Genomic DNA, 23,213 nt, shown 5'->3' with positions numbered 1-23,213 from the left:
TGTGTGTAAGCTAATTTTAACGCCGCGAAGTTCAAGATTTTTGAGCAAATATCAGGCAGGGCGGGGCTACTTTTTTTGCATTTAATAAAAAGTTAAACACTGGGCTGAAACTCATAAAATAAACTTAAGCCGGCCAAAGTTGTAAAATGTAATGGGTAAATTAGCTAAAACACCCCTAAAACCTACCGATTATGGATATTAACGACGCAACCCAACTACTTACCAACAAACTAACCCGATGGGGCCACGAACTTATACGCCTGTTGCCAAATATAGTGCTTGCGGCCGTACTGTTAGTGCTTGGCTTTTTTATAGCCAAACTAATACGCAGGCTTGCGGGCAGGCTGATAGCAAAAGTATCGCACAATGCTACGCTGAATAATTTGTTTGCATCGTTTATATACATTGTATTTATAGGTATTACGCTGTTTACGGTGCTAAGTGTTTTAAGTTTAGACAAGGCAGTAACCTCTATATTGGCAGGTGCCGGTATATTAGGTTTGGCGCTGGCCTTTGCGTTTCAGGATATTGCGGCCAACTTTATGTCGGGTATATTTATATCGTTCAGGAAACCTATAAAGGTGGGCGATATTGTACTTATAAAAGGCTTTATGGGCAAAGTGGCAGAGGTTAACCTTCGCGACACCGTAATAAATACTTTTACGGGGCCTATAGTAATTATACCTAATAAAGATGTTTTTCAGAACCCGATAGAGAACTTTACACGCTCTAACAAGCGCCGTTTTGACCTTAATATTGGCGTGTCTTACGGAGACGACCTTGATAAGGTAAAACAGGTTACCCTGGATGCCGTTAAGGATATAGAAGACATATCTAAAACGCAGCCCACCACCTTGTTTTTTACATCGTTTGGCGATAGCTCTATAAACCTGTCGGTACGTATGTGGATAGAAAGCGCCGAACTTAAAATTTACAAAAAAGTGGGCAGCGAAGCCATTATGCGCATTAAAAAGGCATACGATGAAAACGACATTATGATTCCGTACCCTATACGAACGCTCGATTTTGGAATGAAGGGTGGCAAAACCCTACAGGATATGGGCCTCGGTGCTGTACTTGGCAACGACGAAGAGGAGGGAAGCAACAACTTCCAGTCGCATGCGTAAGTAGCTATTTGGCAAAAACCATTTCGTCGCGGTCTATGTCGTCGCTTTTGGTAATGTGCAGTTGTTTATCTTTAATAAACACGATCATCTCGTCGGCAGAACCATCTTCATACGTAACTTTAAGTACATGGGCATCGCTATAAGGTGCAACCGTATAGGTGCCCTGTTTGCCCATGTTACCCATATAAAACTCAATGGTTTTACCCGAAATTATAACCCTGCTGCCTTTTAGGTTATCAAAAACCTCCTGCTTTTGCGAGTTGATAACGTCGCGTTGCTGTTGTGTTAGTTCGGCTTCTTTGGCTTTGCTAAAAGTAATGGTTTGAGCAGTAACGTTAATGCGCATGCCGCTAACCATAGCTTCGGCCAGCATCCAGCTTCCCTGAAGCTGTTTATCGATGGTGCTTTGAGCCGAAGCCGCCGCAACGGTAAGGCAGGCAATAAAAGTGTAGAGTAACTTTTTCATGTAATTTTAGTTTAGATGGTATACTAAGTTACATAAAATAAGGAATATGCAGATTGTACTTTAACAGTTTGGATGGTAGGCTATTTACAGCCTGCCGTTTTTTTCTTTAGATTTTTGGACTATGTAAACTACTAAACAGCAGATGCCATACATGCAGAGGTATATCAGTGCCGCCATTACACATCTGCCAAAATAGAAGGCAAATGAATCCATAAAATCATTGTAAGATAATGCTGCCAATGCCAGTAACGAAGCAGCGTTAATTATTGTGAGTAATAAAACAGCTTTAATTTTTACGGGCCATGGCAAAGCAAGATTCTGTTTTTTGTGTAAAAACATTACCAGGCAAATAGTTATTCCCGCTATTATATTAAAGAAACCCGACATGAGCCTTGATTGATAGCTTGAATTGCCGGCATATGTAATTAGTTGGGCAATACCTGCCTGTGCAATTGCAAAACAGTAAAACACCGCGAACGATTTCCACGGGTTGTAGTTTACCGGTGTTACAAATTCGTCTTCGTTAAGGAGGTCTTTCATTGGTTATATTCTATTTAGCTTGGCGCGTTTTTGAATTGCATTAGCAATGGGAAGGATTATTACACAACACAACACAAAGTAAGCCATAAATGAACCCATAATTATAAAAATTGTACTTACTGTAGCAGAGCCAACTGCAACAGATATCGACATGATCGTAACAAAATAAAACCCTAATAGAATAAGAATAAAAAGCGCAATAATTTTTTTTGGAAGGTAGCGGTTTTTTCTACGGCCAAAAAACATCGTAAATATAGTAACCAATGGTAAAATAATTACCGTGAGGGCAGCCAGCATCTCGTCTCCTTCCTTTATTGCATCAGGAAAAAAGCGAATCGCAACAAACAGAGCCATAACTTGTGCAAGAGCTATTAAACAAAATACTGTTAGGTATTTCCATGGAGCAGGTTCGGGTTTTGGGGCTAAAAATTCGTCTTCGTCTAATAAATCCTGCATGGGTTACGAAAGGCTAAGGTGTTAAGCCGACTAATATATAAAATTTACAGCAATACCACGCTACTGCTTTGTGCTGCAAAACTTAGTTAGGGTGGTGGGGTCTTCAAAGGTTTTGCCCAGTTCTTTGGCTTTGGTAAGGTCGTCGCAGGCGCCGGTTTTATCGGGGCTGTTAAGTTTGCTAATGCCCCTTAAAAAGTAAATGTTTGCCGGCTCTGTAGTAGTATCAAGCACGGTGGTAAAGTCAGGTATGGCATTAGTGTAGTCTAACGCATAAAAATAAGCCATAGCCCTTTTAAGGGTGGTTTCAGGCACTTCAATATTATACGCCAGTGCTTTTGTAAAAAAGCCTGCGGCCAGGGTAAATTGCTTTTTAGCCGACAGGTCGTCGGCTATCATAATCAGTTTACGGTAGGTTTTCTCCTCTTCTGTAACCACTGCGGTTGCAGGCGCTGGCTTTGGCTGCACCTTTTTAACTTTTTGCTGGGCATATCCTGTCAGCGTAAAACAGAGCAGGAGGGAGAGGAGGAGGTTTTGCATTTTTAATTTCTAATGTACAATAGAGAAGATTGTAATGTATCTAATTTATACCTTCGCTATTTTTTTTAGTTCTTTAATTTTTTTGTTATGCATTAAGCAATAATCATCCAAGAGTTTAAAATAATTTGGTAGATAAGAAGATCTCTTCGGTAAATTTAAAATTTCTTTGAATTTTTCAGGGTCTGTTTTTTGAAAATCATAACCATAGTTATTTAAAAAAGCTATGACTGTAATTTGAAATAAGTGACATCTATCCCACCTTTTTCTACTTTCCAATGGAGACATACCATCAAAGAATAAAAATAAATGGTTTAATTTAGATCCAGATGTAGATAATTCATCTAAATATGTTGAAAATGATTTAATGCCATCATCTGTAATTAAATAATACGCATAATGATCAAATTCATTTTTATAAAAATGGTCGGTATTATTAGTGTTAGCTTGCAGGCCCTCTAAAAACGTTAAATCGCAAAACATACAGGGAAATATATTTAAAATTTTTATGAAATCTAAGTCTTCTTTTGAAGCAATTGTAGTATCTAAATAAATCATGTCTTTCTGAATTTTTTTTGACCACGCTAAAACTGCTAAAAGGCGATATATAAAGGATTGAAAATAATACGTATTTCTATCTAAGTAATTTCCATTAACTTTTAACCAATTATTATTGTGGTTGTTGGCGAAATTCCACATACGATAATTGAAATCTTCACACGCGCTTAGAAGGTGTACTTTATGTTTAGCTAATACTTCCTTTATTTTTTTTCTTTGATCAAATTTATGCTCGGTATTCAATTTGGATCTTAAAATTCTCGTGTCTATAAAATTTTTTGTTAGTAAGGTTAGAAAAAATACGACAATTGTAGTAATCGTACTTATCACTACCGGAAATATTTTTTCGTTGTCTAATATATCAAGCATGAGTAATTTCATAGTCAATTTTTTCTCTAAACTAAACAATCTAATTTACACTTCCTTACGGATTTCCTCATTTGCTTAACATTTATTTTGTAAGAAATGTAAAAGTGATGTAAACATTGGTTTCGGCAGAGCAATTCCATTCCCAAAAAAAATCCTTATTTTAGCCTAACTAAACAATTGCAATGATATCTAATGCCCAATTTCAGCACGAATTACAACTTATTATAGCCAATGCCATTAGAGAAGACGTAGGCGATGGCGACCATAGCTCACTGGCCTGTATACCGACTTCGGCTACCGGCAAGGCCAAACTTTTAGTAAAAGATACCGGCCTTATTGCCGGGGTGGCTTTTGCGCAGCAGGTGTTTGCGGCGGTAGACCCTAACCTTACCGTTGAGGTGTTTATACAAGACGGCACCCCGGTGCAGTACGGCGATGTGGTTTTTCACGTGGCGGGCAGCTCGCAAAGCATACTTAAGGCCGAAAGGCTGGTGCTTAACGCCATGCAGCGTATGAGTGCTATTGCCACCAAAACCAAAAAATATGTAGACATACTGGCCGGTACCGGCACCGGTATTTTAGATACCCGCAAGACCACGCCGGGCATTCGCGCCCTCGAAAAATGGGCCGTAAAAATTGGCGGCGGAGAAAACCACCGCTTTGCCCTGTACGATATGGTTATGCTTAAAGACAACCATATAGATTTTGCCGGCGGCATTACACCTGCCATTACTAAAACGCACGAGTATTTAAAAGCCAACAACTTAGACCTTAAAATTATTGTTGAGGCGCGCGACCTAAATGAGGTGCGCGAAATTATTGCCAACCCTGGCGTGCACCGCATACTGCTTGATAATTTTGACTATGCGCAAACCCGCGAGGCCGTGGCCCTTATTGGCGACTATTGCCAAACCGAATCGAGTGGCGGCATTAACGAAGATACCATGCGCCAGTATGCCGAATGTGGCGTAAACTACATTAGTAGTGGGGCGCTAACGCACTCTATTTACAACATGGATTTAAGCCTTAAAGCACTGTAATGTCTAAAGAACTGGAACATAAGCTTGAGCGCATACCGGTGCTAAAATATGCGGTGCGGTTTGGCAAGAGCATAAAGCTTCCGTATTCTGAAGGGTTAACGCTCTATCATCTTATAGAACTGTACATTACCGGTATTTTAAAGGGCGATATTAGCTATAGGGCGGGGGCTATTGCGTTTAGCTTTTTTATGTCGCTTTTTCCGTTTGCGCTGTTCATCTTAAACCTAATACCGCACATACCGCTGGAGGGCTTCCGCGACGATTTTATGCAGTTTGTGGCCGATAATGTGCCACCCAATACCTACGATGCTATTAGCGGCATACTGTCGGATATTTTACTCAACAGTCAGGAAAGCCTGTTATCTACCGGTATCCTGCTGGCCATACTGCTTATGAGCAATGGTATGAATGCCATTTTAAGCGGTTTCCAAAACAGTATGCACATTACCATTAAGCGTAAGTTTTTCAGGCAATATGCGGTGGCCATCGGGCTGTCGTTAGTGCTGTCGGTACTGCTTATAATAACCGTGGCCGCAATTGTAACGTTCGAAATCATTATCCGTAACCTTACCTTTAGGGGCTACCTGCAAAATAATGTGTATTTGCTGGAGTGGGGGCGCTACCTGTTTTTGATTTTAATGATACTTACCACAACATCGCTACTGTTTAAAGTAGCTGCTAAAGAAACCCGGCAGGCCGCATTTTTTAGCTATGGGTCGGTTTTTAGTACCGTGTTGTTTGGCCTAACTTCTTACGGGTTTGGAATTTATGTGGTTCGATTTTCTAAGTACAACGAGCTGTACGGGTCTATTGGCACGCTACTTGTATTAATGTTGTATATATGGATTAACTGCTTTATACTTTTATTGGGATTCGAATTAAATGCGTTGATTCATAAATTAAAACGGAAAAATTTGTATATTTAATAAAATTAACAACTTTAAATATGAACCGCATAATTTTTACTTTCTTATTCGTGGCCCTAACAGGCATACTTTCGGCCACGGCACAGGTTACCGGAAAATGGAAAACCATAGACGATGAAACCGGCGAAGCCAAGTCTATTGTTGAAGTGTATGAGCAAAACGGCAAAATTTACGCCAAGGTGGTAGAGATACTTAACCCGGCTAAAAAGAACGCCAAATGCCAAAACTGCAAAGGCGAAGACAAAGACAAGCCTATTTTAGGCCTTACCATCATTAAAGGCCTTAAAAAAGACGGCGACGAGTATACCGATGGCGATATCCTGGATCCGCAAAAAGGCAAACTGTACAGCTGTACCATTAAATTAGATGGTAAAGACAAGCTTAGCGTTCGTGGTTACATGGGCATATCGTTACTGGGCCGCAGCCAGGTTTGGCATAGGGTGAAATAGTTTCGGGTTTCCGGGTTTGGAGTTTCGGGTTTAAAAGCAACACGAAACTCATAACACTCAACTCAAAACTCATAATTTTGAAATAACAATCAAACATACCAAAAACACTTCTCTGCCAGGAAGTGTTTTTTAATGTCCGAAAGTGAAATATCACTGTTAAAATTGCGTGTTTTTGTAAGAATTAGAAGCGAAAGGCAAGGGCATTTTCGGACGTCGCAATTCCCGCTTTACGCTAAATCTGCCTCCCTGTGGTCGGCAGGATACCGCTTCAATCGGGGCTAATCAGGATTGGGTGTTGCGGGTTTGGGTTCGTGGGTTGAACTTCACTCGGTTCACTTACACTTACGTAAATAAAAGTCATTTATTAATCTGGCAAGATGTTGGTTGTGAGGTGTATAAACAAAAAAACCTTCGCGTTGCGAAGGTTTCTTATATAATGTAGTACGGTATTAAGCAGTTTGCTCAGCAACAATTTCGTAAGGAAGATCTACGATTACTTCCCTGTGTAGCCTGATGCTTGCACTGTATTTACCTGTACGTTTTACAATACCAGAAGTAATGTATTTACGGTCGATAGACTGCCCGTTTTTCTCTAAAGCCTCAGCGATATCAGCATTGGTTACAGAACCAAATAGTTTTTCGCCACCAGCTTTGGCAGTAATCTTGATTTCCAGAGCTTTAAGCGCTTCAGCAATGCTTTTAGCATCGTTAACTACTTTTTGCTCTTTAAATGCCCTTTGTTTAAGGTTTTCAGCTAAAACTTTTTTAGCTGTTGGAGTTGCTAAAGTTGCAAATCCTTGTGGTATAAGGTAGTTACGGCCATAACCGGCTTTAACTGTAACCGTATCGTCTTTAAAACCTAAGTTTTGTACGTCTTGTTTAAGTATAAGTTCCATAATCTTGCCTCTTTATTATTTTAGTAAATCAGCCACATATGGCATTAACGCTAAATGACGTGCCCTTTTAACGGCTACCGATACTTTTCTCTGGTATTTTAGAGATGTACCTGTAAGGCGACGAGGAAGTATTTTACCTTGCTCGTTAACAAATTTCAACAAAAAGTCAGGATCTTTGTAATCAACATATTTGATACCTGATTTTTTAAAACGGCAATACTTTTTAGTTTTGTTCGTTTCGATATTTAAAGGCGTAAGATATCTGATATCTCCGTCTTTTTTGCCTTTAGCTGACTGCTCTATAGTTGACATAACTTAGTTTGCTTTAGTTTTTAGTTTTTCCCTTCTTCTCTCAGCCCAAGATATTGCGTGTTTGTCAAGGCTTACAGTTAAGAAACGCATAACCCTCTCATCACGGCGAAACTCAGTTTCGAAACCGATTAATACTTCTGCCGGAGCAGTAAATTGTAAAAGCGTGTAAAATCCGCTTTTTTTGTTCTGGATTTCGTAAGCCAGTTTTTTTAGGCCCCAGTCTTCTTTTGATACGATCTCGGCTCCACGTGAAGTAAGGTAGTCTTCGAACTTACTTACTGTTTCCTTTACCTGGGTTTCAGATAAAACGGGATTCAAGATGAAAACAGTCTCATAGTGATTCATAATACAATAATTTTGTTATAAAATTGGGTGCAAATGTAGTTATTTATATTTAATGTACAAGGCCTAAATTTGCTTTTTTTGAATGTTAAAAAAAGCTTTTTTTCTTTATATTTGTAATCATCCATCAAAAATAGCAAAACCTATTACTATAACCTTTACTAAACTGAGATAACACATGAAACTTAACTGTGTTGTTGTAGATGATAGCACCATTCAGCGTATAACCATCGCTAAGCTGGTTAACGAACATCCCGACTTAACGCTCGTGGGTGACTTTTCTAATGCATCTGAGGCGCGTAACTGCATTTTAAATAAAAGTGTAGACCTGCTCTTCTTAGACATAGAAATGCCGGTACAAAGTGGTTTCGATCTGTTGGACGGACTTAAAACCCGCCCCCAGATTATTTTTGTGTCATCTAAGTCAGATTATGCACTAAAAGCCTTTGACTATGCCGCGGTAGACTATCTGCACAAACCTGTAACCAAAGACCGATTTAATAAAGCTGCACAAAAAGCCATTGATATGCAGCAGCTTAAAAAAGACGGCCCCGAAGAAGAAGGCGAATTTATATTTGTAAAAAGCAATCTTAAGAATTTTAAGATATTTATTACAAAGATACGTTGGGTAGAGGCTTTTGGCGACTATATTAAGATTAATACCGACGAAGAGACGCATCTGGTACTTAGTACCATGAAATCTTTTGAGAACGAACTGCCGGAAGATAAATTTTTAAGGGTGCACAAATCGTACATTATTAATATAGATAAGGTAGACCGCTTTAACAGCAAGTTTGCCGAAATTGGGTCGACTAAAATTCCGCTTAGCCGTAATAAGAAAGAAGATTTGGCTAACGCACTTAACAAAAACCAGTAGGCTCCTTAATAAGGGTCTACGTTTACGGTTACTTTAACCGATCTGTACTGGGGCACGGCATCCAGGCTTTCTAATATTTTGCCTATTGTTCTTTTGGTGTTGCCCAGGGCTGCCCCAGGTGGTATCTTTATCATAATGGCACGAATGTACTCGTTACGTATACGGCTTATACCGGGCTCTTCCGGACCCAGCACCGGTATATTATTAAGGTGTTGCATTAATACATTGTGGAGCCAGAGCGATGCGTTTTTTAACTTCTCGTAGTCTTTATGTTTTAAAATAATGCGCACCAGCCTAAAATAAGGAGGATATTTAAAATTGTGCCTTTCGTATATCTGCTCTTTAAACATGCCCTCATAATCATTCTCGGTAACCTGGCGTATTACATTATGTAACGGATTGTAGGTTTGTATCAGTACAGTGCCGCGGTCTTCTTTACGGCCTGCACGGCCCGCCACCTGAACCATCATTTGATAGGCACGCTCAAACGCCCTGAAATCGGGCTGAAAAAGCATATTATCGGCATTTAGTATCCCCACAAGCCCCACATTATCAAAATGCAGGCCTTTGGCAAGCATCTGGGTGCCTACCAGTATATCTATTTCCCTGTTTTTAAAGGAGTCTATTATTTTTTCGTAACCATGCTTGCCACGCGTAGTGTCCTGATCCATACGCCACGAATTCTTATCGGGGAACAACGTTTTTAGTTCCAGTTCTATCTGCTCTGTACCAAAGCCTTTGCTGCTAATATCGGTACTATGGCACTGGTGGCAGTGGGTGGGGTTGGCAATATGGTAGGCGCAATAGTGGCAGCGCAGCTGGTTTTTATACTTATAATAGGTAAGGCTAACATCGCACTGCGGGCATTGCGGTACATGGCCGCACGTCATGCACTCAATCCACGGCGAAAAGCCCCTGCGGTTCTGGAACAGGATAACCTGTTTGCCCAGTGCGAGGGTTTCGGCAATAGCCTCGGTCATGGTATCGCTAAAATGGCCCGTCATGCGTTTGCGCTTGTACTTGTCTTTAATATCTACCAAAATAATTTCGGGCGGCAGCACCTTGCCAAAACGCTCTTTTAGTGCCACATAACCATATTTGCCGGCATTTACATTGCTATAACTCTCTATGCTTGGTGTTGCTGACCCTAACAATACTTTAGCTCCAAACATGTTTGCCAATACAATGGCGGCATCCCGCGCATGATAGCGTGGTGCAGGGTCCTGTTGTTTAAAAGTTTGCTCGTGCTCCTCGTCTATAATAATCAACCCCAATTTTTGGAAGGGAAGGAACAATGCCGACCTGGCGCCTATTACTACCTGTGCCTTTGCCGAAGCTTCTAACACCTGCTGCCAGGTTTCAACACGCTCGTTATTGGTGTATTTAGAATGAAAAACCGCTACTTTATTGCCAAAATAGGCGGTAAGCCTTACTACTAACTGTGTAGTAAGGGCAATTTCGGGCAGTAGGTATAGCACCTGCTTGCCGCTGTTTATAAATTCTTCTATTAACCGAATATAAATTTCAGTCTTGCCGCTCGATGTTATACCGTGCAACAGTGTAACGGCATGCTTATCAAAACTGGCCTTGATTTCATCAAAAGCACCTTGTTGCTTTTCGCTTAGGTTAAATGCTGCATTGCCAGATCCGGTAAACTGCACGCGGTCTTCTTCTAAAAAATACTCTTCGAAAACGCCTTTATCTATAAGAGATTTTATAACGGCAGCCGTAGTACCGGCTTCGGTAAGTTTTTTAACGGTAACAGGCTTTTTTTCGGCAGCATGCAGCTGAAAATACTGTAGCACGGCCTCGCGCTGCTTTTGGGCGCGGCTTAGCAGTTCCATCAACTCGCTTAGCTGGCTTTCCTGTAAAAATTCGGGTTGCAGCCGTATGTAGCGGGTGGTTTTTGGTTTATATTTTTCGGATATCTCTTCCTGCAACGATACCGCGTTCTTGGCAATCAGCCTGTTGATTACAGGCAGTATTGTTTTTTTGTTGAGGATAGAAACTACCTCCTGTACTTTTAGCGCACTTTGGGTTTGCAGTGCTTCGTACACTAAATATTCTTCATCCGTAAGAGCTATTTCTAACGGATTGAAGTCTTTTTGCGATGTAATAATGGTTTCGCTTTCTAATATAAATCCTCCCGGTAAGGCCGATTTATAGACCTCGCCAATGGTACACATATAGTACTCTGCAATCCAGTTCCAGTGCTGTAACTGGGTTTCTGTAACAATAGGGTTATCATCCAGTATCTGGTGAATTTCTTTAGCCTGATACAGTTGTGGCGGATTTTGGTGCAATTCAATCACCAGTCCCGTGTATATTTTATTCTTTCCAAAAGGTACTGCAACGCGCATGCCGGACTTTAAGTAAGCGTATTCTGCCTCGTTAACAGAATAAGTAAAAGATTTTGGCAGCGCTAAGGGCAGGATTACCTGGGTAAAATAAGGCATATACTTTTATTGGGAACTACAAAGATAGTGGTTTTTTTTGGCTCACTATAATACTACCGCCTGCCCAGTTTTAAATAGCCAATGTGTAGTTCATCTTCAAAAACTTCGTCGGTTTTAGTAATGGCAATATGGTATCTTTCTTTGTGCAGTGCAGGTAGTATATCTTCCACCTTATGCATATCGTCTACATCAAGGCCGTACTTTTCGTCAATATGGCTTTCGGCGCCTTTAAAGCCATAATGCTTATAAAAAATGGTTTGCTTAGATTGTTTAATAGCCTTGCCAATATTATTAGCCACAACAAGTGCTTTGTAATGATATTCTTCGAACTCGCCTGGCTTGTAACCTCCTAAATTCAGTAAAAACAGTTTTTCTTCGGTAATAACCGCTTCTTCTTTGGGTACAATGGTAATGCTGTATCCATTAATATGGGTAACCTCGCGCCAGGCATCGCCGTGCAGCTGGCCGCCATCGGGCCAAAAAGCATACATATCGGCCTTAAGGTCTAAGAGTGTTGGTGCAATGCCAAAAAATATATCGTGCTGCTCTGTAAGCCTGCCATTTGGCGTGCATCCCAGCAAAACCATGTAAAGTTTTTGTTGTATCATAGTAAGGCAAATATAAAAATCAGTCCATGTTTTTTTCCTAAAATTCACTTAAAAATATTTTTTGGCGCATTTTTTGAAATACTTTCGTAAACAATATATCAAACATTTAATATTTTAAGATTATGAAAAAGATACTTTTACTTTTTACCGCTGCAGGACTACTATCTTTAACCAGCTGTAATAATGATGACGATGTGGTGGTAAGCGGAGATGGAGATACCATTGCAGAAAACTATGAGGTTACTAATGTGAATTTTGCTACTGGTGGTACATCCAGCTCTATTACAATTCCTTTAAATCCAAATATACCATCGTCTGATATGATCGTGGTTTATAGGTATGATGGCGCCGACCCGGATAATGGTAATGATGTATGGAGATCTTTACCAACTACCTATTATTTTAATGATGGTAGCTTCCTGGATTATAACTTTGACTTTTCTATAGATAAAGTAGTTATTTATTTAGATGGCGATTTTAATCTGTCTACTTATCCAACAGCCTATACTCAAAATCAAATTTTCAGGGCATTAATTATACCTGGATATTTAACAGCAACCGGTAAACAAAGCGCTCCGGTAGACCTTACTAATTATGATGCTGTAGTTAAATATTATAATATTAAAGATAGCGATATTAAAACGATCAAGCTATAATATAGATTCTCCAATAAATATAAGGCTCCGATTATCGGAGTCTTTTTTATGTGATACCTTCAAATAACCAGATTATCAAATAACCAGATAATCAAATAACCAAATCCCAGTAAATCAAAATGTATATAAATTGAGAAGCCCCGCAATAGCGGGGCTTCAAATTAACTAACGATATAAAAGCGATATTAAATATCCTGTGTTCTAAGAGCCGATGTTTTAGCAGCCCTTTGTTTTCTCCTAAAGTAAACCGTATCCGGGTTACCAAAGTATTTAGTAATAGTAAGGCGTGCCATAAGATAGCTTACAGTACTTTCTGCGCCCTGGTTAAGGTTAACGCTGTATTGTTCCAGTCCGTCAAAGCAGCCACCGGTGCAAGGGTTATAAATAACATGTTGCAGGTGGTTGTTGCCCAGAAACCAGTTAAAAGCCATTTCCATTTTATTAAGGTATTCTTCTTCCTTAAATATATCGTGGAATTTGCGCAGCGCCAGTATGGTGTAAGCCACATCTATAGGCTGCTCGCCATAAGTTTCTCTCTTGCCGCCTTTAACCAGCCAGCTACGGTTAGAGATAATTTTTATAGAGTTATCATCAAACGTGTTGCTTAGCAAAAAGTCGAACGATTCTTTAGCAACATCCCTGTACACCTCGTTACCGGTAATGGCATAGCAAAGCAGTAAAGCTTCGGGCAATACACTGTTGGCATAGGTGAGGTAGCCTTCAAACCATTTCCAGTTTTCGTCGGCCTCATGGCGGTACATTTGTACCATACGGTCGGCAAACATTTTAATGTATATAAGCGTATCGGCATCTTTAACCGTGCGGTTATAGTAGTACAAACCTTTAATTACAAACGCCATAGCCCTTGTAGAGAAAATGTTTTTAGTAAGCGACAGCGATTTCTGGAAAATAGCTTCAGCCTTATCTATATACTCAGCAGGTAAAATGCCTCCTAAAGAAACAAGGTAACCCAAAGCCCACATAGCGCGGCCAGAGCTGTCTTCAAGGTTTTCGTTATCGTTTTGGGTGGTAAAGTTCTTATTAACATCTACATAGTTTAAGAACCTGCCATCGGGCTGCTGACAGAACCCAATAAAATCAAGGTAAATTTTAATGTATTTAAGTACATCTTTTTCCCTGTATTTTTTATAGTGCTGGCATAAGGCAATCATAGCCCTTGCATTATCGTCTATAGTATATCCGCTGGCAAGATCTGGCACGTTAAGTTTAGAGAACTGTACAAAACCAAAATCAGTAGTCATGTGCTTCATATGGTCCAGGTTAACCTTAGGGTTCCTGTACTGAAGTTTGATAGCTTTATCGCCACCGGCAGTTTTTTGCAGCACTTTAGCATGGCTTACTGCTGAATTTTCCCAAGCGGTATGCACAATTTTGTGCAGGCCGTTAAGAATCATTTTTTCTCTTAAAACCGGGTCAAATAATAAGGTGTTAATAGCATCGGTAAGCTGTTCTGAATTTCCGAAGTCGAAAATTAAGCCTGTATCGCCGGCCAATACCTCTACAGCGTGAGGAATAGGGGTAGAGATAATTGGGCAGCCACAGCTAAGCGCGTAAGAAAACGTGCCGCTTACAGCCTGGTTAGGGTCTTTAGACGAGAAGATATAAATATCGGTTAGCTGAAGGTACTCCAGCAACTCATCTAAAGCCACATATTTGTTTATGAACTGCACATTATTTTGCAATCCAAGATCTTCGATTTTTTTGGTAAGGAACTCGCGGTATACTTCGCCTTCCTGTAATGCTACAGTTGGATGGGTTTTACCTATGATAAGGAATAGTACGTTAGGGTTGGTTTTAACCACATTAGGCAGAGCATCTAACGTTGTCTCTATGCTTTTGCCAGAGCTTAGTAAGCCAAAGGTAGAAAGTACCTGCCTGCCCTCGTAACCGTGCTTTCTTTTAAGTTCGGCACTACGCCCGTGTGATACCAGGTGGGTACCGTGTGCAATAACCGCAATTTTATCGCGGTCTACTATATAGTCGCGTACCAATATGTCGGCCGCGTTGTGTGTCATAACAATAAGGGAATCTGCCCTGTTTAAAATGTGCTGTACGTTGGCCTTAAACTCTTCGTTAGGATTTGGCAGTACAGTATGAAAAACCACCGATAGCGGTTTTTGTACAGCATCTATAAAAGAGTTAAAGTGGTTTACGGTTTCGTGCACCAAACCAAACTCGTGCTGTATAAGTACAATTTTTAAATTATCATCTTCATTTATGGCTTTTGCTAAATCAGTGTACGATTCCGGGTTAGATGTATTAAGTACATACTTAACATCGGTATCGGTATAAGTATGTTGTTCGTTTTTACTTTCTATAGCGCAAATTTTAATAGAAAAAGAATCTACATAATGATCGTTAAGCGCAGTAATAAGGTCTTGAGAGTAGGTGGCAATACCACACTGCCTTGGCGGAAAAGTGGTAATAACCAGTATTTCGGGTAACGTATCTAAAGAGGTAGGCGTAATATTTTGGGCAGAAAGCTGTTCTATTAGGGAGTTATAGGGCTGGAATTTTTTTCCGGCAGTTTTTCTGGTTTTCATGGCGACGTATTGTTAAGCTATTATAAGTACATTTTAGGTCATTAAGTGCAGTTTTGGTTGGTACATTTAAAAAACCGGCTATTAAGGAGTAACCGGTTTTTTTGTTTCATTATAATGGTATGGCTTATTGTTAAGCCCTCGATGCTTTTACCCACTCGGCAGCACGGTCTTTAGCAGCGTTTACAATATCGCCGGTTTCAGATGATGCGTTTTTATATTCCTTTTGGGCTTTGCGCTGTAGTTCGTTCAGTTTGCCTTTAAAGTTGGCTTTAGCTTCGCTTATGCTGGCTTCGTATTTTTTTTGAGATCTTTTACGTGCTACAATTACGGCGGCTCCTGCAAGTACTGCTGCTCCTGCGGCAATGCTTAATATCAGTTTTTTGTTGCTCATGGCTATTTAGTGTTTAGGGTTATATTTTGTTACTTAATTTCTTTAGCCAAATTATGTAATCTCTATCATATCACCTATTTGCTTAGTAAAAGTTTAACTCAATTAACAAAGCTTTGTAAGATTTATATTTTTATTAACCTATGTAAGAATAATATTGAATAAAATGTAATCCGGGTAGTAAATTCGGATAGGCAGACTATAAATTTAATGATTATTTAATGAAGTATTGATTTTACAGGGCAGAATTGAGGTATTGATAAAAAATGCAAATTTTAACCCCTAAAAAAGTAGGGGTAATTATATTTTGGAACAAAATTTTGTACATTTGCACAGGTTTTAATCATTCATTAACATTAAAAATTAAAGTTTCATGTCAACATTTCGTTTTGAGGCCTTAAAAGAAACCGCAAACAGGAAGCCGGTTAAAGTAGAAGAACTGGACAAAAAATCGATTATTTTTGGAAGTAATGTGTTCAATGACAAAGCAATGCGTCAGTTTTTAACTTCAGAAGCCCACAAGGCAGTTAAAAATGCAGTTGAACATGGAACTAAAATAGACCGTAAGATTGCTGAGTACATAGCAATGGGTATGAAAGAATGGGCGCTTTCTAAAGGCGTTACACACTACACCCACTGGTTTCAGCCCCTTACAGGTACAACTGCAGAAAAGCATGATGCCTTTTTTGAAACCTCTTTTGATGGCTCAGACCCTGTAGAGAAATTTGGCGGAGGCCAGTTAGTACAACAGGAGCCGGATGCTTCGAGTTTTCCTAACGGGGGTATCCGTAATACATTCGAGGCGCGTGGTTACACTGCTTGGGACCCAACATCGCCTGCATTTATTTTTGGAACAACACTTTGCATACCTACCGTATTTGTATCGTACACAGGCGAGGCTTTAGATTATAAAGCACCTTTATTAAGGGCGCTTACCGCTGTAGACGAGGCTGCTGTAGCTGTATGTAACTATTTTGATAAAAACGTACGTAAAGTAACTGCAACCCTTGGCTGGGAGCAGGAATATTTTCTTGTAGATTCTGCTCTTGCGGCTTCAAGGCCAGATATTACTTTAACAGGCCGTACCCTTTTAGGCCACTCATCGGCTAAAGGCCAGCAGTTAGACGACCATTATTTTGGTTCTATACCAACAAGGGCGCTTAACTACATGCGCGATTTAGAAAACGAGTGTATGCTTTTAGGTATACCTGTTAAAACACGCCATAACGAGGTGGCTCCAAACCAGTTTGAGTTTGCTCCTATTTTTGAGGAAACCAACCTTGCGGTAGACCATAACTCTTTATTAATGGATGTTATGCAAAAAGTTGCAGAGCGCCATGCATTTAAAGTGTTACTACACGAAAAACCTTTTGCAGGTGTAAACGGTAGTGGTAAGCACAACAACTGGTCTATGGCTACAGATACAGGTATTAACCTGTTAGGCCCGGGCAAAACGCCAATGAGCAACCTGCAGTTTCTTACCTTCTTTATTAATACTATTAAAGCGGTATCAAGCAACGAAGAGCTTTTAAGGGCGTCTATTGCTACAGCTTCTAACGATCATAGGCTGGGTGCTAACGAGGCTCCTCCTGCAATTATATCGGTATTTATTGGCGAGCAGCTTACTAAAGTTCTTGCCGAATTGGAGGGTGTTTCTACAGGTAAACTTTCTCCTGAAGAAAAAACCGACCTTAAACTTAACGTAGTGGGTAAAATTCCGGATGTATTACTTGATAATACCGACAGGAACCGTACTTCTCCGTTTGCGTTTACAGGTAATAAATTCGAATTCAGGGCAGTAGGCTCAAGCGCTAACTGTGCTAACGCAATGACTATCTTAAACTCTATTATGGCAAAACAGCTTAGAGACTTTAAGAAAGAAGTTGATGCGCTTATAGATGGTAAAGAGATGAAGAAAGATGATGCTATCTTTAACGTGCTTAGAGAGTACATTAAAGAAACTAAAGCGATTCTTTTTGAAGGCGACGGTTACAGCGATGCATGGGCAGAGGAAGCAGCTAAACGCGGCCTTAGCAACCACAAAACTACACCTGCTGCACTTAAAGCAAAAGTATCTGAGTCGGCACTTGCTTTATTTGAAGAGCTTGGTGTAATGAACCACGTAGAGGCAGAAGCCCGTTACGAAATTGAACTTGAAGAGTACACTAAAAAAATACAGATAGAAGGCCGTGTGTTAGGCGATATTGCCCGTAACCACGTTGTACCGGTAGCTATTCGTTACCAAAATGTTCTTATCCAGAATGTTAAAGGCCTTAAAGATATCTTTGGCAGCGAGTTTGAAACCGTTGGTAAAGAGCAAATATCTATCATCAGGGAAATTTCTGAGCACATTTCGGGCATCAATACCCAGGTTGCAGAAATGACCGAAGCACGTAAGAGTGCTAACGCACTTGGATCGTCTGAAGAGCAGGCTCACGCTTATTGCGATAACGTAAAACCTTACTTTGACGTAATAAGGAAACACTGCGATAAATTAGAATTATTAGTAGACGACGAAATTTGGCCGCTTACTAAATACAGAGAGTTATTGTTTACACGATAATTAACTGATAGGTTACAGACTAAACCTGCCACGAAAGTGGCAGGTTTTTTTATATTTTTTTTAGAAGTATTGGAACGCGCCTGCCCGAATGGTACAGGCGGGGATGACTGATCGAGGCACCGCGCATTTTTATTATTGCAGCAATTTTTGTCATTCAGAGCGCAGCGTAGCGGAGTCGAAGAATCTTAATAGAGCGTAGGTGTTACGATGTGTTGCCCCTGACTTTAGTCAGGGGATTAAAGCAGCTTGTAGATTTGTGGCTTTAGCCGAATAGGAAGACTCTCCCCATCGTAGCTCAGCACGACATTTACTTTACTCCCCTATATTTCAAAACAAAAATCTGTATATCTTTATATTATAATCATACCTCAATGAAACTGTTCTGCCTATTCTTTTTATTTACCATAATGCTATCGGCGCAGCAAAAGCAATATGCCGTATTTTTCGATTTTGATAAAGCGTCTACCGAGATAACCCCACAGGTTTTTGCCGTTTGGGCACAAGAGCATAACGGTGCCGAGATTTTAAAGATATACGGCTATACCGATAGTGTGGGCACGGTTGGTTATAACCAAAAGCTATCAGAAAGCAGGGCCAGGTATATTATGCAACAGCTAAAAAATAATAAAGTAAAACTCTCTAAAGATGTTGAGGTTAAAGGCTTCGGCGAAAGCCAGGCATTTTCTGAACATACGCCGTATGACCGTAAAGTGGTATTTTATTATACAGAGCCTGAGCCGGTAGAACAAGTAGAAGTAGCAAAGGATTCGCTTGCAGGAAAAAGTGATTTTGCTAAGGCTGTAGATGCTTCTAAAAAAGGAGATAAGATAAAAGTGCCTAACCTTAATTTTTATAACGATTCTTATATAGTATTGCCGGAGTCTCAACCGATTTTAAAAGATCTGCTTGCCATTTTGCAAAATAACCCGACATTAAAAATACAAATCCACGGGCACATTTGCTGCCAGGAAGTTGAAACCGGCCCTATATCGCGCCAAAGGGCAGAGGCTGTTTACATTTATCTTATCAGGAATGGTATTGATAAGGGGCGGCTATCCTATAAAAGTTTTGGCAGCACCAAACCCATCTATCCTATACCCGAAAAAAACGAAGCAGAGAAAGTGATTAACCGAAGGGTAGAGATTGAGATAATAAGTAATTGATCTTTAAAATTTGCGCTGCCTGCATCCGCTCTAAGCCGCATACCATTAAAAGGCTTCCCAATAAAAACGGTCTCGTAACGTTTTAAATAAATAAAATACTTATTTTCGAAGTACATAAACCCACGGCCATGAAAAAACTGTTTTCGATACTTATACTGGTGCTGTTTCCGGCAATGCTAACCGCGCAGGAGCAATTTTCTGTTTTTTTTGAAAGCAATAAATACGACCTTACCAAAAAGGAACAAGGCAGATTACAGGATTGGATATCAGCAAACGCCACATCTAAAGTACTCGCTATAAACGGCTATACTGATGAAGACGGAACCATTGGCCTTAACGATACGCTTTCGCAACGCAGGGTAACCACTGTTTTTGGTGCTATAAAAGGCAAAGTGCCTGCCCGAAGCGATTTTAAGACCCGTAGTTTTGGCAAGCTGCACAAGCAATCGCCCGTAAAGGCCGAAAATCGTAAGGTTACCATTTACTTTTTACAGGAAAAAGACCTGGCACGCGAAAATGAGGTATTAGGCATTACCGAAACCCCTAAACCAACTGTACCGTCTAAACCAAAAGGGCCGGTAAATTATCCTGCCACCGTTATGGCAATGGGGCCTGGCGGCAAAGAAGAAGAACTTAAGTTAGACCAGGCATTTATGAAACAGCTTGGCGAAGCTAAAACCGGCGAAAAGATACGTATACCCAACCTTAATTTTTACGAAAACACCTTTGGCGTAATGCCCGATTCACGTCCGCGCCTGTTTGAATTGTTGGAGGTAATGAAAGCCAATCCGCAATTAAAAATAAAGCTGCAGGGCCATGTTTGCTGTATGAAAGCCGACAGGAATAACCTTTCTACTCAACGCGCCAAAGCTATTATGATGTTTTTAAATAAGAGTGGCATCGATAAAAGCCGCCTTAGTTTTGAAGGTTTTGGGGTATCGCAGCCTATGTATCCTATCCCCGAAAAAGATGCCGATGAGCGCGAAGCCAACCGCAGGGTAGAGGTGCTTATAGTAGAGAATTAATAGTGGTTGTTTTAACTTTATCATATATTTAAGAGTAATATTATTGCTTACAGTTAAAGCAATGGCTAAATTTGGGTTTGTAACCATAAAACCCAAAGAGTTATGAGCACTACACGCCGAAATTTTCTAAATACACTTACCAAAGGAGCCGCTGCCGCTTCTATAGCCCCTTTGGTGGGCAATGTTCTTGATAACGATTTTACTTTGTCGCCCGAGAGTGGCGTAACCCCTATAGTTACAGAGCCTGCTGCATCGTCTGATTACAGCGCAGAGCATTACCGCCCGCCTTATAAAATAGGTATGGGAGGCGTGGCCTTGGGTAATGGCTTTAAAGAAGCCGATGATTTAGAATCATTGCAGGCTATGCAGGCCGCCTGGGATGCCGGTATCCGTTATTATGATACCTCGCCGTGGTATGGCCTTGGGCAAAGCGAACGCCGCATGGGCAACTTCCTTCATAAAAAAGATAAAAAAGAGTATGTAATTTCTACCAAGGTGGGGCGCCTTATGTATCCTGATGCCAACTTTACCCATCAGTTATGGAAAGGCCGCCTTAACTTTAATTACAAATATGATTATACGGCCGATGGCGTGCGTAAGTCTATCGAAGATAGCCTTTTAAGATTGGGTATACCGGCATTGGATATTGTGTACATACACGACCTTTCGCCAGATAATAAGGACTTTAACGGCAAATGGCTGGATTATTTTAAGATAGCCCAAAATGGTGCCATGAAGGAGCTAACTAAAATGCGTAGCGAAGGCCTTATAAAAGCCTGGGGGCTTGGTGTAAACACAATCGAACCTGCCATGAAAGCGCTGGACGTGGCCGACCCCGATATATTTTTATCGGCTACGCAGTATTCGCTGGTAAAGCATAAAGACGATTTAGAGGTGTTGTTTCCTGCCTGCGAAAAACGTGGTGTAAGCATTGTAGTGGGTGCACCACTTGCCGCCGGACTGCTTGCCGGTCAGGATCGCTACTTATACGCCGGAGAAAAACCTGCCGATATTATGGCTAAATACGAAAAGATGAAAAAAGTGGCCGCTGCCCATAAGGTAGACTTGCGTACAGCTGCGCTGCAATTTACGGCCGCCCCGGCAGTAGTGGCCAGCACCATACCGGGTATACGCAGCGTAAAACAGGCTAACGAGAATGCTGCCTCTATTAAGGCTACCATTCCTGCCGATTTTTGGGCAGAGCTTAAAAAAGAAAAATTGATCGAGGAGAATGCTCCTACGCCAAAAGCATCTTAGTGTAGCAATGCATTAATGCTTTAATGTAACAATTATAAATAAGAAAGCCTTGCGTTTTGCAAGGCTTTCTTATTGTATTACATCCTGTCGCAATAGCCCAGCAGGTAATAAATAATTACAAATACTACAATGGTGCCTATGCAGCCGCCTCCAAGTTTTTTGGCGCCCCATCCGGCAATAAGGGCTCTGATTAGTTTATTCATGGTGTTTTATGTTTTTAGTTTTTATTAAAATTAGTTACAATTTTAATGGTGTAGTTGTGCTTTAACTAAAATATATGATTATTGCCTAAAAGCCTGCCTTTACTGCAAAACTTATGCTAAAAGTCGGTTTTTTCAGTATAAGATTAAGTAAATTAGAGGCTGATAAATCTTACCTGCCATGAAAAAATATTACTGCTACCTGCTGCTTTTGCTTTTTGCGCAAAATGCTGTGGCTCAGGTTTCCGGCTGTACAGATCCGCTTTCTAATAATTACAATCCAAACGCTACCGTAAATGATGGCAGTTGCACCTACGCATCGGCATCCATAAACCCTCAGGGGTCGGTTATTTTGCCCGCTGAGGTTTTAGAAACATCCGGCCTGGTAAAGTGGGATGATAAACTTTACACCCATAACGATAATGGCGACAAAAAGCTTTACAGTCTGGACAGTATTAGCGGTACCGTTTTGCAAACGCTTGAATTAACCACTGCAACAAATAAAGACTGGGAAGATATAGACCAGGACAGTACCCACATTTACATTGGCGATTTTGGTAACAACTATAGCGGCAACCGCCAGGACCTGAAAATTATAGTTGCCGATAAAGCAGGGCTTCAGGCGGGGAATCCTACGCTTGGCGCGATCAATTTTACGTATTCTAACCAGACTGCTTTTACAGCTACAGCCAACAATAAAACCGATTTTGATTGCGAGGCTTTTGTGGTAACACACGATAGTATTTACCTGTTTACCAAGCAATGGCTATCTGAAAAAACAAGTGTGTATTCGCTGCCTAAAACTCCAGGAGCGTATGTGGCGCAACTAAAAGGAATATATGATGTAAAGGGGCTTATAACGGGTGCTACGTATTCAGAAGATAAAAAAATACTAGTGTTAAGTGGTTATAGTAGCCTATTGCAGCCCTTTGTTTACCTGCTATACGATTTTACAGGTAACAACTTTTTTAGCGGCAACAAGCGAAAGGTAAACATCTCGGCTAATTTTCATCAGATAGAAGGTATAGCAGCATCTGGCGGGGGCAATTATTATCTTACTAACGAGCAGTTTAAAAAGCCGCCTTTTGTAAACACGCCTCAAAAACTTCATAAGATAAACCTTTCGGCATTTTTAGATAACTATCTGGAAAATATGCCGCTGTTTACGGCTCAAAATAGCATTCGCGATAAAATACGCGTTTATCCCAATCCTGCCGGCGATGTTGTTTTTATAGAAATAGACCCCAGCCTAATTGGCCTGCAATATACCTTTTACGATTCCGCAGGCAAACAATCGCTATCCGGGTCGTTACCTAAAATTCTGAATAAGATAAACGTTAGCAGCCTTCTAACCGGCATCTATGCCATAACGCTCGATAATTATCCTGATTATAGCTATAGGCTGGTTAAGAAGTAATTAGAGTTTTAGATTGTGGAAAAA

24 protein-coding genes are annotated in these 23,213 nt (G+C 40.5%); 11 read left to right on the top strand and 13 right to left on the bottom strand.

The window, feature by feature from the left end; translation table 11 throughout:
* The first annotated feature begins 191 nt into the window (after nt 1–191).
* Nucleotides 192–1,127, top strand: a complete 936-nt coding sequence (locus G509_RS21840; protein ID WP_035738828.1) for a mechanosensitive ion channel family protein — start codon at nt 192–194, stop codon at nt 1,125–1,127.
* 4 nt (nt 1,128–1,131) lie between these two features.
* Here the strand turns inward: G509_RS21840 and G509_RS0110140 are convergent, their stop codons facing one another.
* From G509_RS0110140 to G509_RS0110120, 5 genes are all read right to left on the bottom strand, one after another.
* Entirely contained in the window at nt 1,132–1,593 is a 462-nt protein-coding gene (locus G509_RS0110140; protein WP_026991432.1) for a hypothetical protein, read from the bottom strand.
* Nucleotides 1,594–1,677: 84 nt separating this feature from the next.
* Nucleotides 1,678–2,133 carry a hypothetical protein gene (locus tag G509_RS0110135; RefSeq protein ID WP_026991431.1) on the bottom strand — a complete coding sequence of 152 codons (456 nt, stop codon included), beginning with the start codon at nt 2,131–2,133 and terminating at the stop codon, nt 1,678–1,680.
* Nucleotides 2,134–2,136: 3 nt separating this feature from the next.
* Nucleotides 2,137–2,589 carry a hypothetical protein gene (locus tag G509_RS0110130; protein ID WP_026991430.1) on the bottom strand — a complete coding sequence of 151 codons (453 nt, stop codon included), beginning with the start codon at nt 2,587–2,589 and terminating at the stop codon, nt 2,137–2,139.
* A 60-nt stretch (nt 2,590–2,649) separates the two neighbouring features.
* Nucleotides 2,650–3,126: a tetratricopeptide repeat protein gene (locus tag G509_RS0110125; protein ID WP_026991429.1), complete on the bottom strand. Its 477-nt coding sequence runs from the start codon at nt 3,124–3,126 to the stop codon at nt 2,650–2,652.
* A gap of 45 nt (nt 3,127–3,171) precedes the next feature.
* On the bottom strand, nt 3,172–4,062 hold the full coding sequence (locus tag G509_RS0110120; protein WP_026991428.1) for a hypothetical protein: 891 nt from the start codon (nt 4,060–4,062) through the stop codon (nt 3,172–3,174).
* Between the two features lie 170 nt (nt 4,063–4,232).
* Here G509_RS0110120 and nadC point away from each other — a divergent pair, with 170 nt between their 5' ends.
* The 3 genes from nadC to G509_RS0110105 are packed head-to-tail and all read left to right on the top strand — an operon-like array spanning nt 4,233 to nt 6,465.
* A complete protein-coding gene (nadC, locus tag G509_RS0110115) occupies nt 4,233–5,090 on the top strand; it encodes a carboxylating nicotinate-nucleotide diphosphorylase (protein ID WP_026991427.1) in 858 nt (285 codons plus the stop codon).
* On the top strand, nt 5,090–6,016 hold the full coding sequence (locus G509_RS0110110) for a YihY/virulence factor BrkB family protein (RefSeq protein ID WP_026991426.1): 927 nt from the start codon (nt 5,090–5,092) through the stop codon (nt 6,014–6,016). The genes nadC and G509_RS0110110 overlap by 1 nt, the downstream gene beginning before the upstream one ends.
* A 20-nt stretch (nt 6,017–6,036) precedes the next feature.
* Nucleotides 6,037–6,465, top strand: a complete 429-nt coding sequence (locus G509_RS0110105; RefSeq protein WP_026991425.1) for a DUF2147 domain-containing protein — start codon at nt 6,037–6,039, stop codon at nt 6,463–6,465.
* Between the two features lie 449 nt (nt 6,466–6,914).
* On the opposite strand, the gene rplI is transcribed toward G509_RS0110105, so the two are convergent.
* From rplI to rpsF, 3 genes are read right to left on the bottom strand one after another with little or no spacing between them, the layout of a single operon-like run.
* Nucleotides 6,915–7,361 (bottom strand): 50S ribosomal protein L9, encoded by a 447-nt coding sequence (gene rplI / locus G509_RS0110100; RefSeq protein ID WP_026991424.1) that lies wholly within the window; start codon nt 7,359–7,361, stop codon nt 6,915–6,917.
* A 15-nt stretch (nt 7,362–7,376) separates the two neighbouring features.
* Nucleotides 7,377–7,673, bottom strand: a complete 297-nt coding sequence (gene rpsR / locus G509_RS0110095) for a 30S ribosomal protein S18 (RefSeq protein WP_020211613.1) — start codon at nt 7,671–7,673, stop codon at nt 7,377–7,379.
* 3 nt (nt 7,674–7,676) lie between these two features.
* The gene (gene rpsF, locus G509_RS0110090; RefSeq protein ID WP_026991423.1) at nt 7,677–8,018 is read right to left on the bottom strand and encodes a 30S ribosomal protein S6; all 342 of its coding nucleotides are present in this window, start codon (nt 8,016–8,018) and stop codon (nt 7,677–7,679) included.
* Nucleotides 8,019–8,193: 175 nt separating this feature from the next.
* Between rpsF and G509_RS0110080 the strand changes: the two genes are divergently transcribed.
* Nucleotides 8,194–8,892 (top strand): LytR/AlgR family response regulator transcription factor, encoded by a 699-nt coding sequence (locus G509_RS0110080; RefSeq protein WP_026991422.1) that lies wholly within the window; start codon nt 8,194–8,196, stop codon nt 8,890–8,892.
* Between the two features lie 5 nt (nt 8,893–8,897).
* On the opposite strand, the gene priA is transcribed toward G509_RS0110080, so the two are convergent.
* Both priA and G509_RS0110070 read right to left on the bottom strand, forming a co-directional pair.
* The gene (gene priA / locus G509_RS0110075; RefSeq protein WP_026991421.1) at nt 8,898–11,348 is read right to left on the bottom strand and encodes a replication restart helicase PriA; all 2,451 of its coding nucleotides are present in this window, start codon (nt 11,346–11,348) and stop codon (nt 8,898–8,900) included.
* 53 nt (nt 11,349–11,401) lie between these two features.
* Nucleotides 11,402–11,956, bottom strand: a complete 555-nt coding sequence (locus G509_RS0110070) for a DUF1543 domain-containing protein (RefSeq protein ID WP_026991420.1) — start codon at nt 11,954–11,956, stop codon at nt 11,402–11,404.
* Between the two features lie 122 nt (nt 11,957–12,078).
* On the opposite strand from G509_RS0110070, the gene G509_RS0110065 reads away from it, so the two are divergent.
* Nucleotides 12,079–12,612, top strand: a complete 534-nt coding sequence (locus G509_RS0110065) for a hypothetical protein (protein ID WP_026991419.1) — start codon at nt 12,079–12,081, stop codon at nt 12,610–12,612.
* 185 nt (nt 12,613–12,797) lie between these two features.
* Here G509_RS0110065 and G509_RS0110060 read toward each other — a convergent pair whose 3' ends face one another.
* Both G509_RS0110060 and G509_RS0110055 read right to left on the bottom strand, forming a co-directional pair.
* On the bottom strand, nt 12,798–15,176 hold the full coding sequence (locus G509_RS0110060; protein WP_026991418.1) for a glycosyltransferase: 2,379 nt from the start codon (nt 15,174–15,176) through the stop codon (nt 12,798–12,800).
* 130 nt (nt 15,177–15,306) lie between these two features.
* Nucleotides 15,307–15,567 (bottom strand): hypothetical protein, encoded by a 261-nt coding sequence (locus G509_RS0110055; RefSeq protein WP_026991417.1) that lies wholly within the window; start codon nt 15,565–15,567, stop codon nt 15,307–15,309.
* 370 nt (nt 15,568–15,937) lie between these two features.
* Between G509_RS0110055 and G509_RS0110050 the strand changes: the two genes are divergently transcribed.
* The 4 genes from G509_RS0110050 to G509_RS0110035 all read left to right on the top strand — a co-directional run bounded on the left by G509_RS0110050 (nt 15,938) and on the right by G509_RS0110035 (nt 21,572).
* Nucleotides 15,938–18,127: a glutamine synthetase III family protein gene (locus G509_RS0110050; RefSeq protein WP_026991416.1), complete on the top strand. Its 2,190-nt coding sequence runs from the start codon at nt 15,938–15,940 to the stop codon at nt 18,125–18,127.
* Between the two features lie 371 nt (nt 18,128–18,498).
* Nucleotides 18,499–19,290 (top strand): OmpA family protein, encoded by a 792-nt coding sequence (locus G509_RS22850; protein WP_026991415.1) that lies wholly within the window; start codon nt 18,499–18,501, stop codon nt 19,288–19,290.
* Between the two features lie 128 nt (nt 19,291–19,418).
* The gene (locus tag G509_RS0110040; protein ID WP_026991414.1) at nt 19,419–20,315 is read left to right on the top strand and encodes an OmpA family protein; all 897 of its coding nucleotides are present in this window, start codon (nt 19,419–19,421) and stop codon (nt 20,313–20,315) included.
* A gap of 102 nt (nt 20,316–20,417) precedes the next feature.
* On the top strand, nt 20,418–21,572 hold the full coding sequence (locus tag G509_RS0110035; RefSeq protein ID WP_026991413.1) for an aldo/keto reductase: 1,155 nt from the start codon (nt 20,418–20,420) through the stop codon (nt 21,570–21,572).
* 77 nt (nt 21,573–21,649) lie between these two features.
* On the opposite strand, the gene G509_RS23815 is transcribed toward G509_RS0110035, so the two are convergent.
* Entirely contained in the window at nt 21,650–21,775 is a 126-nt protein-coding gene (locus G509_RS23815) for a hypothetical protein (RefSeq protein ID WP_026991412.1), read from the bottom strand.
* Nucleotides 21,776–21,953: 178 nt separating this feature from the next.
* Here G509_RS23815 and G509_RS0110025 point away from each other — a divergent pair, with 178 nt between their 5' ends.
* Nucleotides 21,954–23,189, top strand: coding sequence for a T9SS type A sorting domain-containing protein (locus tag G509_RS0110025; RefSeq protein ID WP_026991411.1), 1,236 nt, complete (start codon nt 21,954–21,956; stop codon nt 23,187–23,189).
* Nucleotides 23,190–23,213 lie beyond the last annotated feature (24 nt).

The sequence above is a fragment of the Flavobacterium subsaxonicum WB 4.1-42 = DSM 21790 genome, from assembly GCF_000422725.1.
Lineage (GTDB): Bacteria > Bacteroidota > Bacteroidia > Flavobacteriales > Flavobacteriaceae > Flavobacterium > Flavobacterium subsaxonicum.
This window is presented reverse-complemented; position numbering and strand designations above follow the sequence as displayed.